11 protein-coding genes and 1 tRNA gene are annotated in these 15,356 nt (G+C 68.4%); 4 read left to right on the top strand and 8 right to left on the bottom strand.

Annotated elements, in window-relative coordinates; genetic code table 11:
* Positions 1 to 52: 52 nt before the first annotated feature.
* Entirely contained in the window at positions 53 to 442 is a 390-nt protein-coding gene (locus Q0579_RS15935) for a hypothetical protein (RefSeq protein WP_298814124.1), read from the bottom strand.
* Positions 443 to 670: 228 nt separating this feature from the next.
* Entirely contained in the window at positions 671 to 1,546 is an 876-nt protein-coding gene (locus tag Q0579_RS15930) for an SDR family oxidoreductase (RefSeq protein WP_298814122.1), read from the bottom strand.
* Positions 1,547 to 1,718: 172 nt separating this feature from the next.
* Here Q0579_RS15930 and Q0579_RS15925 point away from each other — a divergent pair, with 172 nt between their 5' ends.
* From Q0579_RS15925 to Q0579_RS15915, 3 genes are all read left to right on the top strand, one after another.
* Entirely contained in the window at positions 1,719 to 2,081 is a 363-nt protein-coding gene (locus Q0579_RS15925) for a thiol-disulfide oxidoreductase DCC family protein (RefSeq protein ID WP_298814120.1), read from the top strand.
* Between the two features lie 228 nt (positions 2,082 to 2,309).
* Positions 2,310 to 2,489: a hypothetical protein gene (locus Q0579_RS15920; RefSeq protein ID WP_298814118.1), complete on the top strand. Its 180-nt coding sequence runs from the start codon at positions 2,310 to 2,312 to the stop codon at positions 2,487 to 2,489.
* Positions 2,490 to 2,535: 46 nt separating this feature from the next.
* Positions 2,536 to 2,610, top strand: a tRNA-Gln gene (locus Q0579_RS15915).
* Between the two features lie 246 nt (positions 2,611 to 2,856).
* Here the strand turns inward: Q0579_RS15915 and Q0579_RS15910 are convergent.
* From Q0579_RS15910 to Q0579_RS15890, 5 genes are all read right to left on the bottom strand, one after another.
* The gene (locus Q0579_RS15910; protein ID WP_298814116.1) at positions 2,857 to 5,079 is read right to left on the bottom strand and encodes a hypothetical protein; all 2,223 of its coding nucleotides are present in this window, start codon (positions 5,077 to 5,079) and stop codon (positions 2,857 to 2,859) included.
* 57 nt (positions 5,080 to 5,136) lie between these two features.
* On the bottom strand, positions 5,137 to 5,901 hold the full coding sequence (locus Q0579_RS15905) for a discoidin domain-containing protein (RefSeq protein ID WP_298814114.1): 765 nt from the start codon (positions 5,899 to 5,901) through the stop codon (positions 5,137 to 5,139).
* The gene (locus tag Q0579_RS15900; RefSeq protein ID WP_298814112.1) at positions 5,898 to 7,328 is read right to left on the bottom strand and encodes a glucoamylase family protein; all 1,431 of its coding nucleotides are present in this window, start codon (positions 7,326 to 7,328) and stop codon (positions 5,898 to 5,900) included. The genes Q0579_RS15905 and Q0579_RS15900 overlap by 4 nt, the downstream gene beginning before the upstream one ends.
* A 61-nt stretch (positions 7,329 to 7,389) precedes the next feature.
* Entirely contained in the window at positions 7,390 to 10,485 is a 3,096-nt protein-coding gene (locus Q0579_RS15895; protein WP_298814110.1) for a TonB-dependent receptor, read from the bottom strand.
* The gene (locus Q0579_RS15890) at positions 10,482 to 11,531 is read right to left on the bottom strand and encodes a LacI family DNA-binding transcriptional regulator (protein ID WP_298814108.1); all 1,050 of its coding nucleotides are present in this window, start codon (positions 11,529 to 11,531) and stop codon (positions 10,482 to 10,484) included. The genes Q0579_RS15895 and Q0579_RS15890 overlap by 4 nt, the downstream gene beginning before the upstream one ends.
* A 141-nt stretch (positions 11,532 to 11,672) precedes the next feature.
* On the opposite strand from Q0579_RS15890, the gene Q0579_RS15885 reads away from it, so the two are divergent.
* On the top strand, positions 11,673 to 13,955 hold the full coding sequence (locus Q0579_RS15885; protein ID WP_298814107.1) for a glycoside hydrolase family 3 N-terminal domain-containing protein: 2,283 nt from the start codon (positions 11,673 to 11,675) through the stop codon (positions 13,953 to 13,955).
* Here Q0579_RS15885 and Q0579_RS15880 read toward each other — a convergent pair.
* Positions 13,916 to 15,196, bottom strand: coding sequence for an MFS transporter (locus tag Q0579_RS15880; protein ID WP_298814105.1), 1,281 nt, complete (start codon positions 15,194 to 15,196; stop codon positions 13,916 to 13,918). The genes Q0579_RS15885 and Q0579_RS15880 overlap by 40 nt on opposite strands.
* Between the last annotated feature and the right edge of the window lie 160 nt (positions 15,197 to 15,356).

The following is a 15,356-nucleotide window of genomic DNA, read 5'->3' as shown; positions in this document are numbered from 1 at the left end:
GCGGAGACGACAATGCACTAACTATCTACCCGGACCACCCGGTGGGGGCTGCTCAGTGACCGTGAAGGGCCGCGTGGCGGAGGTCTATGGCAACCGCTTCGTGGTGCAGGACAACAGCGGCCGCACGTTGGTCGACGCCGGGCGCGAGGGGCAGGGCGCGGTCAGCGTCGGCAACCCCGTGCTCGTCCAGGGCCGCTATGATCAGGGTCAGCTGCATGCCCGCTTCCTGGTCGATCGTGCCGGCGCCGTGCGCGAAGTCGGCGCGCCGCCGCCCCCGCCGCCGCCCCCGCCGCCGCCGCCCGCGCCGCATGGCCCGGGTGCAGTGCACCGCCGCCTCCGGGTGCAGGTGCACCGCCCCCGCCCGGCGCTGGTGCACCCCCGCCGCCGCCTCACAGCGCCGGCGCGCCTCCGCCTCCGCCTCCGCCCGCAGGAGCAGGCGCACCGCCCCCGCCTCCCATGGCGTCTGCGGCCGGGGTTCAGGCGCCCCCGGCTGGCGCCGCGATGAACCGCGCTGCACCTCCGCCCGCCGTGGCTGCGCCGCAGCGCTGACAGGTGGCCGGGAGGGGGCACCCCTCCCGGCCATTGCTTCCCGGCGTCGATCGGTCGCTCGCGCGACGATCGTTGCCGGGTGAGTGGCGCGGCGGCGACGGGTCGCCGCGCGCCGGACCAATCAGCCGATCGGCACGCCGCCGGTCACCGCGACGATCGCGCCCGACATGTAGCTGCCCTCGCCCGATGCGAGCAGGACATAGGCGGGGGCGAGTTCGGCTGGTTGCCCCGCACGCCCCAGCGGCGTGTCCTGACCCAGCGTTTCCAGTTCGTCGGATGGCTTGGCAATCGGCTGGATCGGCGTCCACACCGGCCCGGGCGCGACCGCGTTGACGCGGATGCCGTCGCTCGCCAGCAGGTTCGACAATCCAACCGTCAGGCTGGAGATCGCCCCCTTGGTCGCGGCATAGACGATCATGTTCTTGCCCGCGACCTTGGCCTGCTCGCTGGTGGTGTTCACGATCGCGCTGCCCGGCTTCATGTGCGGGGCCGCTGCCTTCGCGAGCCGCAGCATCGCGAACACGTTGGCCGCGAACGCGCCCTGCATCTCGTCGTCGTCGATCGTCTCCAGGCCCTCGTTCATCGTCTGCGCCGCGGCATTGTTGACCAGCACGTCCAGCTGCCCCAGCTCGCCGACCGTCCGCTCGACCAGCGCCGCGCAGTGATCGCGGTCGCGGATGTCGCTGGGCAGCAGCAGGCAGCGTCGGCCCGCCTGCTCGACCCAGCGCCGCGTTTCCTCGGCATCGACCTGTTCGTCCGCCAGGTATGAAATCGCGACATCCGCGCCCTCGCGCGCGTACGCGATCGCCACCGCGCGCCCGATGCCCGAGTCGCCACCGGTGATCAACGCGACCTTGCCGTTCAGCAAACCCTTGCCGACGTAGCTTTCCTCGCCGTGGTCGGGTTTGGTGTGCATCGCGGCGGTCAGGCCGGGGCGGGGCTGCTGCGGCTCGTCGGCGAAGCGGGTCGGCTGGCTGGTGCGCGGATCGTCGGTCATGTCGGCTCCGTTAGGCAGGAAGGATCACGCGGCTGAACGGGCGGCCGCACCGAACGTGCCACACCGGCGCGGTGCCTTTTTCCGCACTCGATCGTTCGGTCGGCACTGGAGAAGGAACACCCATGTCACTCCTTTGTCCCGATCTTCGGCATGGCCTGGTGGAGCGGGCGTGGTGACGCGCGTGACGGTCTGGCACGACGGTGCCTGTCCGCTGTGCCGGCGCGAGATCGCGCTGATGCGTCGGCTCGATCGCCGCGGTGCGATCCGCTTCGTCGACGTGGCGGATGCCGGCACGTGCCCGCTCGACCGCGCGACGATGCTGGCGCGGTTTCACGCGCGCGAGGATGGCGGCCCGCTCGTGTCGGGTGCGGCGGCATTCGCGGCGATGTGGCGCGCGATCCCGCTGTTGCGCCCGTTCGGGCTGCTGGCGAGAAACCGTCTGATCCTGGCGCTGCTGGAGCGCGCTTACCTCGGCTTCCTGCGCGTACGCCCGCGGCTGCAACGCGCGCTTGCCAGGCGGCAGGCGCAGGCGTGACGCGCCCGCGCCCCCCGTCGCCTGGCCGAGCACGCGGCGTCGTGGTCGCTAACACCACCCGCGCCGTCATCACGCTCGAAACCAGCCATCCGCCGAGTTGGCACGTGCCGCCCGCCGAGCCACTCGTTCTGCGAACGAAAAGGGGGCCACCGATGACTGGCACCCCGCGATCGGCAAGGAACTGCTCCACGATGTCGCCGGGAGCCACCCCGCCCGCCCCCCGCGGTCATGCTGCTGCGCGACCACGTCGCCTTCTACCCCGCCGCACTCGATCAATGCACCATTGATCGCAAGCATGCCCCCCGTCTCTACAGCAGCTGGATCACCGCCGACCTGAGGGGTACGTTCAAGGGGGGTACCCGGCAGCATGGGCTGGTGAACGGAAAAACCGTCGTCGAAGGGCGCTGAGAAAGGTTGAGCCCTACGCCCGGGCCGCTATAAGCGCGCGTTCTGCTGGGGCGTCGCCAAGCGGTAAGGCACCGGTTTTTGGTACCGGCATTCGTAGGTTCGAATCCTGCCGCCCCAGCCAACGCTTCTCAATCGTAGTTATGAAGTGGGCGACCCTTCGGAGTTGAGGGCTTTCCAAAAGCATTGGTCCTAGCGACTAGATACGTTCCTTTGACGAGCTTGCCCAAGCAAATGTCCAATCTTTTGGGTTAAAGCTTCTTTGCGCAGCCGGAGCCGACGTTAGAAGCTTGCGGGCGCTGATCTAGCGGAGCGGCACGCACTTATTCGCCGAGATGATGCTGCAAAGCAATTCCGTCAGAGCTGCAGATTACCTCGCTGCCATATGCCACTCGATCTGGGCGGGTGCAGTTGGCACACGCAACAGGTCGCCCGTCGGCGCGACTCGGTGACCGTTGACGCGAGCCTCGCCGGGCTCTCCGGCGAGCGGCCAGGCGATGGTGAAGCCGCCGGGCGGGCGGGCGCTGCCCGCGAGTGTGAGGCGCAAGACGCGGCCGTTCACGCGCGCCGCCATGTCCAGCGTGCCGTAGCGTGTCCGCAATCCGGCGATCCGCACGCCGGGTCCCGCCAGCCACGCCGGGGTCAGCCCTCCCGCGAGCACCAGACGGTCACTGCCCGCGTCCTCGTAGGCGAGGAGATCAAGCGCGGAGCGGATGAAGTCGGATGCGACCCAAGCGTGCGGCATGTCGCCGATGAAGCGAATCTCGCGCGGATCGCGTCCGACCACCTCGGCCCAGCCGTTCCACGCCGCCGGACGACGATCAGCCATATAGGCGTCGAGTAGGTCGTTCGCCTTGGCGCGCTCGCCCAGGCGCACCAGCGCGGACACGTTGCGCAGTTCGTAGGGCGTGTAGTCGCTCCACGCGGCGCTGGGCGTGCCGCGTGCCATTACGCGCTCATACTGCCGCTCGAAGGTGCGGCGCAGCAGCTGGGGGGCGAGCCGGTCTTGCTCGCCTGCGGGGTCGAGTGCCATCGTCGTCGAGGTGGCGTCAAAATCGCCCATGCTGGTTGCGCCGGGAATATAGTCGATGCGCCAGTGCCGAGCCGCGGCGTCGATCGCCGCGTGGATGTCGCCCGCGAACTGGTCGCGCTGTTCGGCGATCGCGTGCGCTTCGGGTTTGCCGAGCACGCGTGCCGCATAGGCTGCGTCCTTGTAGCCGGTCAGCCCCCAGAAATCATCCCACAGACTGTACTGCGGCTTCGCCGAATAGCCCTCATGGCTGATCGAGGGCGGGAGCAGGCCGTAGAGCATGCGCCGGGCGAGCGTCAGGTTCGCCGGGGTTCGCTCCGACTGGCGCTGCGCCTCCATGTAGCGGCGCGCGGCGTCGAGTTTTGGCCAGTCGCGCTGCAATGCGGCGCGGTCGGCGGTATAGCGATAAAGTTGGGTAACGAGGTGGATATACTCGCCCTGGCTGTCGTTCTCGGGCACCGGATCGGGCCCGCGGGCATCGACGCAGCACGGCACCTTGCCGTTGTCGAATAGCTTGGTTCCGTACCAGTCGGCGAAGGCGCGCACAGGTGCTGCGTGGCCAAGCCGCAGCAAGGTGTCACTCATCATCGCGCCGTCGCGAATCCAGCTGCGATCGTAGGAGCGCGTTCCCGGTTTGAACGCCGCCCCGTCGCGGCTCATCAGCACGTGCGCGAGCGCGGTGCGGATCATGTCGGCGATCGGCTGTTTGGCAGCCGGCACCGTGATTGTCACGCCGCCAAGCGTGCCGCGCCAGTACGTAGCGGTTCGCGCGACTGCCCGGTCGAATGCGGCTACGTCGATCGGAGCAACGTCGCCGATGGCGAGCGGCACGTCGGCGCTGGCGCCCGGGGCGAGTGTCACTGTCCAGCGCATCGTCGCGCTGGCAAGCGCGGCGGGATCGATGACGGCGGCCGAACCGGTCGCGGCGGCGGGAGTCGCCAAAGCACCCTGATCGAACGGACGCGCCGCAACCGTGTCGGGGGGGGTGAGCGGCGTGACGTGCCGGGTAATCGATGGGTCCCCGGAGATCGCGGGGGCGCTCGTCACCGCAAGCCGCGTACCGTCCCACGCGATCCGCTCAATCGCGCTGACGCCGCCTTGCTGACTGAGGAACTGAGCCGGTGGATTGACCTGAAACGGCCGCACCGCGAGCGCGAGCGTCAGCGTGCGCGGAGCGCTACCGGTGTTGGTCAAGCGATAGCGCGCGAGCAGCCGCGGGGTTGTCTGATCGGCGACCAGCGCGGTGTCCAGCGTCCAGCCATTGCCGACCCAGCCGACATGCGGGAGCGGCAGATAACCGTCCAGCAACCGCTGCGTCGCGCGGACGTGGGCCCAGCCGATCGTGCGTGCGCCGTCGATCACGAACGGCTCGATCGAGAAGCCGCCCTTCGCAACCTCGATCGCGCCATCCTCGCCGATCAACCCCGACACCGCGCCGCCGTCGGTGGCCGCGAGCGTCCAGTAGCTCTGCTCGGCGAAGCCGCGCGGATAGGTGCCACGGGTAGCCGCTTTGGCGAGCGCGGCGATGGTCGCGTTCGGCGTCGCTGACCATTCGCGTGGCATCACCTCGACCTCGGCAAGCGTGCCACCACTCTCGGCCGTGACGCGCAGGTAGCGAACCTAGGTGCCGGGGAGCGGTAGCGGATCGGCGCCGCCGTCGCCCTGTTCGACGTCGCGGATAGTGCGCCAGCGACGACGGTCGTCCGACGCCTCGACGCGATAACGCGCAGCGAACCGCTCGCCCCAATAGAGCGTCAGCCCGCCGATCTCACGCGGTTGCCCGAAATCTAACACCAGCGGGCGGGTGAGGTCGGCGGCGGTGTCGCGGCGATTGTCCATCGCGCGTGTGTCGCTCGCCACTGGTGCGCGCAGCGGCGCAGGCGGGGGGAGCGGCTGGAGCTGCAAGTCGTCGACTTCGACGTGCCCGACACCGCCGTCTCGCCCGCGCACGACTACGATCTCGATCGCTGCGGTGTGACGGAGCGCTTTGTCGGAGATCGGTCCCCAGGCGAATTCGACATCGCGCGGGCGGATGGTGAGCGTCTGCCACTCTGGCGTCAGGCGGTGGTTGGGATAGGGTACCCACCAGACGTTGTCGCCGCTCGCGTCGGTGAATTTGAACTGGAGGTCGTTGACGCTGCCCGAGCCGCGGACGCGCAGCGTGAGCACGAAATTGGCGGGCCAGTCGATCGGCAGCGGACGCCGCACGAACGCGTAGCCTGCGACCCGCGCGAAGTCATAATCGAGCCGCAGCGCACCGTCGTTGCCCGACACGCGCGACGACACACCGTCCGATGCGGACGCCTGCCACGCGGCCGCGGTGTCGAACGTGTCGAGCGACCGGACCGGCGCTGCCCCGGCGAGCGCCAGCGCGAGCGCGATCACGCCAGCCATCCCCCGGTGAAGCCCGCGCGTTCCAGCCCGCGGCGGATGTGCGGATTGCGGCGCAGCGTCTGCCACACGAGCCCGCTGCGCTGGTTCTCGATCCCGATCAGGATCGGTCCCTGATCGATCCCGAGATAGTCGCCATCGACCCAGCCGATACCGGGCACGACGCGGCCGTGCTTGAGCGGCGCCGCGTCGGTCAGCGTCGGATTGAACGAATCCAGGAAGCCGTAGCGCGTGTAGATGCCGCGGCCGTAGCGCGCGTGCATCGCGTGGATCGCGCGGGTCGCGAGCGCGGGCTCAAACGCGATCGACGCCGCGCCAGCGGTCGGCGCGATCGTTCCGTCGTCGCGGTCGCCGGGGCCGCGCGCGGAATAGCTGAAGAACTCGCGCGGGCGACCCGCGATCGTGCGGGTGAAATCGCCCGGGCCGTCGCACGCGGTCAGGCCCCACATGTCGGCGTCGTACCCCGCCCAGCCGCCCGGATTGGCGATCGCATAGTCCCGCTGCGCGCGCACTGCGCGGCGACTGTTCTCGAAATAATCGATCCCGCGCCTGGCCATGTACGCGTCGCGGATGCCGCGGAAATCGATGAAGCAGTGGCTGTACTGATGGACGAAGAGCGGCGCGAATTGCAGGTGCGGCTCACCGCCCCGGACACCGCCATGCGCATTGCCCCATTGCGCGTCGAACCGATCGGTCCATGCGGTCCACGTCTCGGGCGGTAGCGCGTGCGTCGGCGAGCCGAGTGCGAGCACGTAGAGCAGCAGCCCTTCGTTGTAGATGTTCCAGTCGCTTGCGATGAAGCCGCTTTCGGGATGCCAGCCCATCGACAGGAAGGGCTTGCGCGGCGTGATCCACGTCCACTCGACCGCGCAGTAAAGCTTTTCGGCGAGCCGGCGGATCTCCGCCTCCGCCGCGTCCTCGCGATCGAACCAGCTTTGCGCGAACAGCACGCCGCCCATCAGGAGCGCGGTGTCGATCGTGCTGAGTTCGGTGCGGCCGAAGCGGTGGCGACTCGCCATGTCGAGAAAATGGTAGAACAGTCCGTGATGCCCGGCGGTGCCGCTCGCCGCCGGACCCTGCGGCGCGGTCGCGAAGAAGCGCAGCGTGGCGAGCGTACGGTCGCGCGCCTCGACGCGCGTGATCCAGCCGTTCGCGACGCCGATCGGGTAGGCGGTCAGCGCGAAGCCGACCGCGGCGATCGATGCGAAGGAGGAGGTCGGCCAGCGGTCGGGGGCGAGCCCGGTCGCGGGATCGGTCGTGTCCCAGAAATAGCGAAACGTCCGCTGCTGCAGGTCGCGCACCAGCACGTCCGCGCGCGCATGGTTGCTGGGCGCCGGCGTCGCGCATCCGCCCAGTAATCCGGCGCCGATGGCGGCGAGGCCGACCGTGCCCGCGCCGAGCACCTGCCTGCGATCGATCATGATGGTTCCAGTCCGGGCAAGAGGCACGGGGCAGGCGATCCGTCGCCGCCCCGCGCCGGCATCAGAAGGAGAAGCCTGCCGACAGCTTCACCGTGCGCGGCGGATTGCCGCCGACCGAGTAGCCGACCTGCTGGCGGAAGGTCGAGCTGTTCGGGTTGTTGTCGAAATCGACGTAGTTGCGGTCGTTCATCACGTTGATGACGTCCAAGCGCAGCCGCACGCGCGCCTGGTCGTTGACGAAGCCGAACGGGATGTACTTCGTCACCGCGAGGTCGAGCTGGCGTCGACCCCAAAGGTCGCCATTGCCCAGCGTCGTGCTGCCGATGATCACGCGCTGGAACGGCTGCGACTGGTCGAGGAACGCCTTCTGGTAAGCCGGCGATTCGATCTGGAACTTGCCCGACAGCGTGACACCGATCGGCAGGTCGACGCTGCCCGCGGTCACAAACCGGTGACGCGGCACGCCCGAGGACCGCAACGTCGGGTAATCGTCGAGCGATTCGTAATCGAGCGAATAAACCTCGCCGAACTGCCGGTTCTCCTCCGCCTGCGTGTAGGTGTAGGTCGCGTCGATGCTCCACGGCGAGGCGGCGGTATACGGCTTGGTCAGCTTGAAATAGGCCGCGTCCGAGTTGGTCTTGAGCCCGTTGGTGCCCAGGATCAGGTTTCCGTAGCCGTTGGGGGTGAAGCTCCACGGGTTCTGCGGCACGTCGGTCGCGCTCGCGGGGTCGTTGAAGAAGAACGAGCCGTCGGGACGGCGGTTGCCGAGCAGGAAGGCGAAGCCGTCGCGGCTCTTGATGTGGGTGTAGCCGACCTCGAGCTCAAGCGCGGCAAAGCGTCCGCGCAGGCCGAGGCTGAACTGATCCGAATAGGGCACCTTCAGATCGTTGTTCATGAAGATCAGCTCGCGCCCGCCGCCGACCGCGGTATTCAGCAGCGACTGGCGTCCCTCCGCGGTCAGATAGGCGGGGTTCCACGGGATGCAGGTCGTGGGATTGGCGGCCGCATCGCACGGATTGAGCGAATCGTTGCCGATGAAGTTGAACGTCCGCGTCTGGAACGCGCCCTGGCTCAGTTCCTGCTGCAGGAAGTCAAACTGGTTACGGTCGTACGAGCGGCCGTAGCCGCCGAACATTGAGAAGCGCCCCGCCTCGTCGAAGCGGTAGGTGAAGCCAATCCGCGGCTGAAACGCGCCGGTGAACGCCTTCCGCTCGCGCCCAGTCGAGATGTAGTCGTTGATCGAGTAATTGGCGTCGGCGAGGTTCGGGTAGTTCGTTGCCGAGACCGCGTTCACGATCTCCGCCGGTGTGACGTAATCGAGATAGCTCGGCGTGCGCTCGTAATCCCAGCGCAGCCCGAGGTTGAGCGTCAGCCGGTCGGTCACATCCCAGTCGTCCTGCGCGTACAGCCCGAGCTGGAAGTTGTTCGACTGAATCAGCGCGTCGCCCGACGCGCCCACTGCGCCGAATTGCAGGCGGTAGGGCTGGGTGTCGTTGAAGCCGGTCTGACTGAATGCGTTGACGTCATAGGTGAACAGCGGGTTGGTGAGGTTCTGCTGGAGCGAGCGCAGCTTTACAAACTTGGTCTTGAATCCGACCTTGATCGTGTGGCCCTCGAACCCTGTCCAGGTGAAATCGTCCTGGACGGTCCAGCCCTTCTGGCCCTTGTTCTGGAAATTGGTGCCGGCGCCGAACTGGAGCAGGTCGGTGCGAACGGTCGATACGCTGCCGTCCGCGGCGACCGAGCGCTGCATCGCCTGGAACAAGGTGGCGTTGCCGTTGACCGCGGGCTGCGGACTCCACGACGCATCCTCGTAACTCACGCGCGCGTCGTTGATCCATTTGTCGGCGGTGTGCTGCCAGCGCAGCAGCCCGCGCTTGTCCTGCACCTTGTTGAGCGTCGCGCCCGACGGCGCGAGCGTGCCGGTGCCGTTCTGCAATCCGCTCTCGTCGCGGTACTTGCCCGAAAGCTCGATCAGGTCGGCATCCGTCGGCACGATGTCGATCTTGCCGAAGTAGAGATCCTCCTTGAAGCTGTTCGAGAAGGAGCCGAAATTGTTCTGGTACTGCGACGGCAGCAGCGTGGTCGCGAGTCCGTTGTTGGGGCGCACATCGTAGGGATTGTCGAGCCGCTTGCCCTCGTAGCTAGCGAAGAAGTGCATCTTGTCCTTGATGATCGGACCGCCGAGCGCGCCGCCGAACTGCTTCTGCGTCGTCTGCACCTTGTCGATCGTGGTCGGAAAGATCTCGCTCGGGCGGCGATCGCGCAGGCTCTGGTCGGTGTAGTCGAAGAAGCCCTCACCGTGGAACTCGTTGGTGCCCGACTTGGTGATCGCGGTGATCGCGACCGAGCTGACCTGGTCGAACTCCGCCTTGTAGTTTGACGACAGCACCTGATATTCGCCGATCGCGAGCTGCGGGAAGGGATTGCCCTGCGAGCTATCCTGGCCGGTGATGCCGCTTTTCAGCACGTAATCCTTCTGGCTGACGCCGTCGATGAAGACGTTGACGGTGCGGCTGTCCTGCGCGCCGCCCTGGATCCGCGAATTGCCGCTCGAATCCTCGAGGAAGCGGACGCCGGGTGCCAGATCGGCGAAGGCGAGGAAGTTGCGGTTATTCTGCGGCAATTGCTCGATTAGCCGCGGGGTGATGTTGATGCCGACCTGTCCGCCGGACAGCGAACGGATGCGGCTGCCCGTCACGATGATGTCGCCGTCGCCCGCGGTCTCCGCGCCGGTCGAGGGCGTGCCCGCGGGCTCGGTCCCGGTCGCGCCGCCTGCCTCGGGCTCGGTCGTCTTGGCGGGTGCGGCGGAGGCGGTGCTCAGGTCGAGGTCGAGCCCCGCGGACTGGCCGACGCGCAAGGTGAACGTGTCCGAGTTGCGGACGCCGTTCTTCTGCCGGATCTCGAGCCGGTAGGTGCCCGCGCGCAGCGACGCGAAATTGTAGCTGCCGTCGGGTCCCGCCGGCACGCTGCGGCGGATCCCGGTCGCGACCTCGACCGCGGTCACCTCCACCACCGGATTGTCGGCAGGCGCGATGATGGTGCCGCGCAAGGATGCCTGGCCCACCTGTGCGCTCACGGTTGCGGGCGCGAGCATCGCGCCGCCCGCGAGGGCAGTTGCCGCCGCGAAGGCGGCGCGCAACATCGTCTTGTTCATGCTTCTTCCCTGTCTGCCCGGTCGGCCGGGGTCTTTGTGCTGGAGTTGGAACGGGTGGATTGCCGCACGACAAGGACGGGCCTGCGCTGTTCAAGCGCGGCGTCGTCGTTGCCGGCGATGACCTGGGCGAGCCGCGCGACCGCGCTGCCGCCGAAATCGGCGATATCGATGCTGGCGGTGGTGAGCGACGGCGAGATCAGCTGCGCGAGCGGGATGTCATCGAATCCCGCGATCGCGACCTGCTCGGGCACCGGAACGCCACCCTCGCGCAGCCGCATCATCGCGCCGATCGCCATCATGTCGTTGGCCGCGAAGATCGCGTCGACGCCGTCGCCGTCGTGCAGCAACTGCTCGGCGGCACGCGCGCCCGAGCCTTGCGTGAAGTCGCCGCGGATGACGCGCAGCGGGAGGGCGGCGCGCGCGCAGGCGGCGCGCGCGCCCGCCAGCCGTTCCTCCGCGTCGACGTTGCCCTCAGGGCCGGTGACGTGAACGAGCGCGCGCCGCCCACTCGCGATCAGATGGTCGACCAGCGCCTGCGCACCGGCATGGTTGTCGAGCCGCAGCCGCGCGCGGTCGGGCGCGGCACCCGAGCCGTTCAGCAGCACGACCGGCATCCCCGCGGGCAGATGCGCGAGCAGCTCGTCGGCGGGAACGTGGGGCGCCATCACGACCAGTCCGTCGACGCGCCCACGCATCGTCTGAAGCGCGGTGACACCCCGCGCGGCTTCACCGTGCATCACCATCAGCATCAGGTGGAGGCCGCGCACCGACGCCTCGTTGTCCATGCCGCGCAGCAGCTCGGAATAGAATTCGCCGTGGAGGTCGGGCAGGACAACGCCGATTGTCCCCGAGCGCGACAGACTCAGGTGCCGTGCGCCGGCATGGGGGACATAGCCCAGTTGCGCGGCCACGTCCTCGATCTGCCGGCGCAGTTCGGGGCGGATCGTCGCCAGACCGTTCAGCGCGCGCGACACCGACGCGACCGACACGCCGGCGGCGCGCGCCACGTCGCGGATCGTCGCATTGGATTTCGGCGCCTCAGCCAAATCGCGTCCCCTCCCGTCGCGAAAGGCTGATCCGCCTTTCACTTGATGTAACCGGTTACATCGCGCACAAGTGCTTTTCAATAACCTTGTTTATGCGACCATAACCGGCATGAGCCAGCCTCGGTGCGAGGGGGAGAGACGATGACGAAGACGGTTTCGCGGCGCGCGATGTTGATGGGCGCAGGTGCGGCCGCGGCCTGGGCGGCGAGCCCGGCGCGGGCATTGATGGCGCAGGCGCGCGAGGCCGCGCTGCCGACCCCGGTCGAGGCATTGCTGTCGCGGATGACCGTGGAGGAGAAGGCGGGGCAGTTGACGCTGATGGCGGCGGCCTGGGCCGGCGGGGCGGCGACCGCGCTCAACCCCGCAGGCGCGGGGGCGAGTTTCGACGAGCAGTTGGCGCAGGTGCGTGCGGGGCGGCTGGGCGGCGTCTTCAATGGCAACGGCGCGGTGATGGCGAAGCGGATGCAGACCGTCGCGATGCGCGAAGCGCGCGTGAAGATTCCACTGATCTTCGCCGCTGACGTGATTCACGGGCTTCGCACCGTCTTCACCGTACCGCTGGCGGAAGCCGCGAGCTTCGATCCCGATCTGGCGCGCCGCACCGCGCGCGCGGCGGGGATGGAGGCGGCCGCGTCGGGCATCGACTGGACCTTCGCCCCGATGGTTGATGTCGCGCGCGATGCACGTTGGGGCAGGGGCGTCGAGGGTGCAGGCGAGGACGTGCTGCTCGGCCGGATGATGGCGGAGGCGCGCGTTTGCGGCTTTCAGGGGACGCGCGGGCTCGCCGCCCCTGATGCGGTCGCTGCATGCGCCAAGCACTTCGCGGCCTATGGCGCGGGTGAGGCAGGGCTCGACTACAACAGCGTCGACGTGTCCGAGCGGACGCTGCGCGAGGTGTATTTCCCACCGTTCCAGGCCGCCTTCGCCGCGGGGGCGCCGACCGCGATGGCGTCGTTCAACGAGATCGCGGGCATTCCCGCGACCGGCAATTCATGGCTGCTGACCGACGTGCTGCGGCACGAATGGGGTTTCAACGGGCTGGTCGTGTCGGACTACACCGGCGACGAGGAACTGATTGCGCACGGTTTCGCCGCCGACGCCCGTGAGGCAACGCGGCTCGCATTCATGGCAGGTGTCGACATGAGCATGCAGAGTGCGTTTTACATCACGCATCTGCCCGATCTCGTCGCCCAAGGCGAGGTGCCGGTGGCGCGGCTCGACGAGGCGGTGCGCCGCGTGCTGGCGCTCAAGGTACAGCTCGGCCTGTTCGACGACCCGTTTCGCCGCATCGACCCGCGCCGCGAGAAAACGCGCGTGCGGATGTCTGCGACGCTCGCGCTCGCGCAGGAAGCGGGCGCGCGCTCGATCGTGATGCTCAAGAATGACGGCGTTCTGCCGCTGCCGACCGCGGGCAAGAAGATCGCGCTGATTGGGCCGTTCGCGGGCGGGCAGCACGACCTGATCGGGCCGTGGAACGTCTATGGCACCGACGCCGAGGCGACCGATCTTGATACGGGGGTGCGTGCGGCGGTACGCGATGCTGCATCGATCAGCGTGACCGCCGGCAGCGGCGTCGACGATGGGCTTGCCGGCGGGCTTGACGCCGCGGTCGCAGCGGCGCGCGCCGCCGACGTCGTCGTGCTCGCAATTGGGGAAAGCCAGCGTATGTCGGGCGAGGCGCAGTCGCGCGCCGACGTGGTCGTGCCCGCGCCGCAGATGGCCCTCGCCGAGGCGGTGGCGGCAACGGGTAAGCCAGTCGTCGTGCTGCTGCGTACCGGCCGCGCGTTGGCCTTGGCCGGACCTGTGCTCGGCGCGTCGGCGATCCTGGTCACGTGGTTTCTCGGCTCGCGCGATGGCGCCGCGATCGCGGATGTGCTGTTCGGGCGCGTGTCGCCCTCCGCACGGCTGCCGGTATCCTTCCCGCACGCGACCGGGCAGGAACCGTATCACTACGACCACAAGAGCACCGGCCGCCCCAATCCGCCGGGTCCGCTCGCCGAATACAAGGCGCATTACCGCGAATATGCGAATGAGGCGCTGTTCCCGTTCGGGCATGGGCTGACCTATGGTGCGATCGAATATAATCAGCTCGACCTCGGGACGGCCCGCATGAGCGCCGATGCGCCGCTCAGCATCGCCGCCACGATCCGCAACACCGGGACGCGCGCGGCGGACGAGGTGGTGCAGCTCTACGTTCACGACGTTGCCGCCAGCATCACGCGGCCAGTGCGCGAGTTGAAGGCGTTCCAGCGCGTGTCGCTCAGGCCGGGCGAGGCAAAGGTGGTGCGATTTACGCTACGCCGCGACGAGCTGACCTTCATCGGTCAGCAGATGAGGCCGACAGTCGAGCCGGGCGCGTTCCGGCTGTGGGTCGCGCCGTCCGCTCAGGCGAAAGGTGTGTCGGGCACGTTCACGCTCGCCTGATCGCCGCTTGCGTCGCGGCCAAGCGGGATGGCGAACACCGCCGCCAGCATCGTCGCGACCAGCAGTGCCGGTCCGGCGAGCATCAGCAAGCGGATCGCTGCCACCGCCGCGTCGCTCTGCGGTGCACCGCTGCGAAAACCGGCATATTGATACACCGCACCGATCGCGAAGCCTGCCGCGGCCAGCGCGAACTTCTGCACGAGCGCGAAGGTCCCGAAGGCGAGTGCCTCGACCCGCTCGCCACTGCGCGCCGCGCCCCAGTCAACCGCGTCGGGCAGCAGCGTCCACGCTGCTAGCCACACGCCCGCGAATGCCGCCTGCATCGCCACCAGGAAGACGGCAGTCGAGATGCTGGTCGCACCCCAGACGGCGGGAAGGAGGGGCAGCGCCAAGGCCGCCGCGCCGGCGCTCGCCCAAGCGACGCGAGCTCCGCGCGCGCGGGCGAGCGCCGTCCATCCGGGAACGGCGGCCAGGCTGATCAGTGCCATGCCCGCTAGGGCGCGCGGACCACTAGCCGCGTCGTTCAGCACGTATCGGAAAAAATATGATACCGACTGGCTCGTCAGTGCCGCCGCCGCGCCGCCAAGGGTAACCGCGGCATTCACCATCACGAACGCGCGGTTGCGTGCGAGCAGGCCCAACGCGTGCCTTATCGGGACGGGCGGTGTCGCGCGCCTGGGTGGCAGGTGTTCGGGCACGCACCAGACTATGACGAGCAGCAGCGGTGTCGCGAGCATCGCGAGCAGCGCCGCGGCGCGGGCATAGCTGCGAACCGTGCCGACCAGCATCGGTAGCGACCAGGCGACGAGCACGCCTGCCGCCGCACCAAATCCCATCCGCCAGCCCGCAATCGCCGCACGGGCGCGGCTCGATACTGTCAGCCGCGAAGTCCAGGCGGCATAGGGGATGTTGGTGAAGGCGTAGAGCGTGCGGAACGCGATCTGCGTCGTGAGCGCGGCGAGTGCAGCGCCGGGTGGCACTGCGAACATCGCGGCGAAGGCGAGCCCCAGCGGCAGCGCGCCCCAGCCAATCAGCCGCCGATATGGTACGCGCGTCCGCTCGGCCACGGCGCCCGCGCAGAAATCGGCCGCACCATCCCAGACGGTGCCAATCATGAACACGGTTCCCGCGACTGCGGGCGCCAGGTGAAGCGCGTCGATGTAGAAGAATAGCAGGTAAAGGCTGATCACCTGCCAGTAGAGATTGAACGCGAAATCTCCGGCACCGAACAGTGTCAGCATCGCCCCTATGGGATCGCGCCCCGCCATCATGCCGGGCAAATCGACGAGCCATAGTCTCGCACCCCATCACTCCGACCAGCGAGCATGCGCGTGACAACGGTTCGCCGGCCGGTGATCGCCAGGGAGTCCTGTCCGGCGAGGCTGGAAGTGGGAATCAAGC

Origin of the sequence: uncultured Sphingomonas sp. (assembly GCF_936927845.1) — a bacterium.
Classification (GTDB): domain Bacteria; phylum Pseudomonadota; class Alphaproteobacteria; order Sphingomonadales; family Sphingomonadaceae; genus Sphingomonas.
Note: the sequence above shows the minus strand (reverse complement) of the source record. Positions and strands in the feature narration are given on the sequence as shown.

Excerpts from the sequence above, each read along its gene's own strand:
- Q0579_RS15900 (WP_298814112.1), bottom strand. The coding sequence starts at position 7,328 with ATGATCGATCGCAGGCAGGTGCTCGGCGCGGGCACGGTCGGCCTCGCC.
- Q0579_RS15885 (WP_298814107.1), top strand. The coding sequence starts at position 11,673 with ATGACGAAGACGGTTTCGCGGCGCGCGATGTTGATGGGCGCAGGTGCG.
- Q0579_RS15910 (WP_298814116.1), bottom strand. The coding sequence starts at position 5,079 with ATGCCACGCGAATGGTCAGCGACGCCGAACGCGACCATCGCCGCGCTC.
- Q0579_RS15930 (WP_298814122.1), bottom strand. The coding sequence starts at position 1,546 with ATGACCGACGATCCGCGCACCAGCCAGCCGACCCGCTTCGCCGACGAG.
- Q0579_RS15920 (WP_298814118.1), top strand. The coding sequence starts at position 2,310 with ATGCTGCTGCGCGACCACGTCGCCTTCTACCCCGCCGCACTCGATCAA.
- Q0579_RS15895 (WP_298814110.1), bottom strand. The coding sequence starts at position 10,485 with ATGAACAAGACGATGTTGCGCGCCGCCTTCGCGGCGGCAACTGCCCTC.
- Q0579_RS15880 (WP_298814105.1), bottom strand. The coding sequence starts at position 15,196 with ATGCTGACACTGTTCGGTGCCGGAGATTTCGCGTTCAATCTCTACTGG.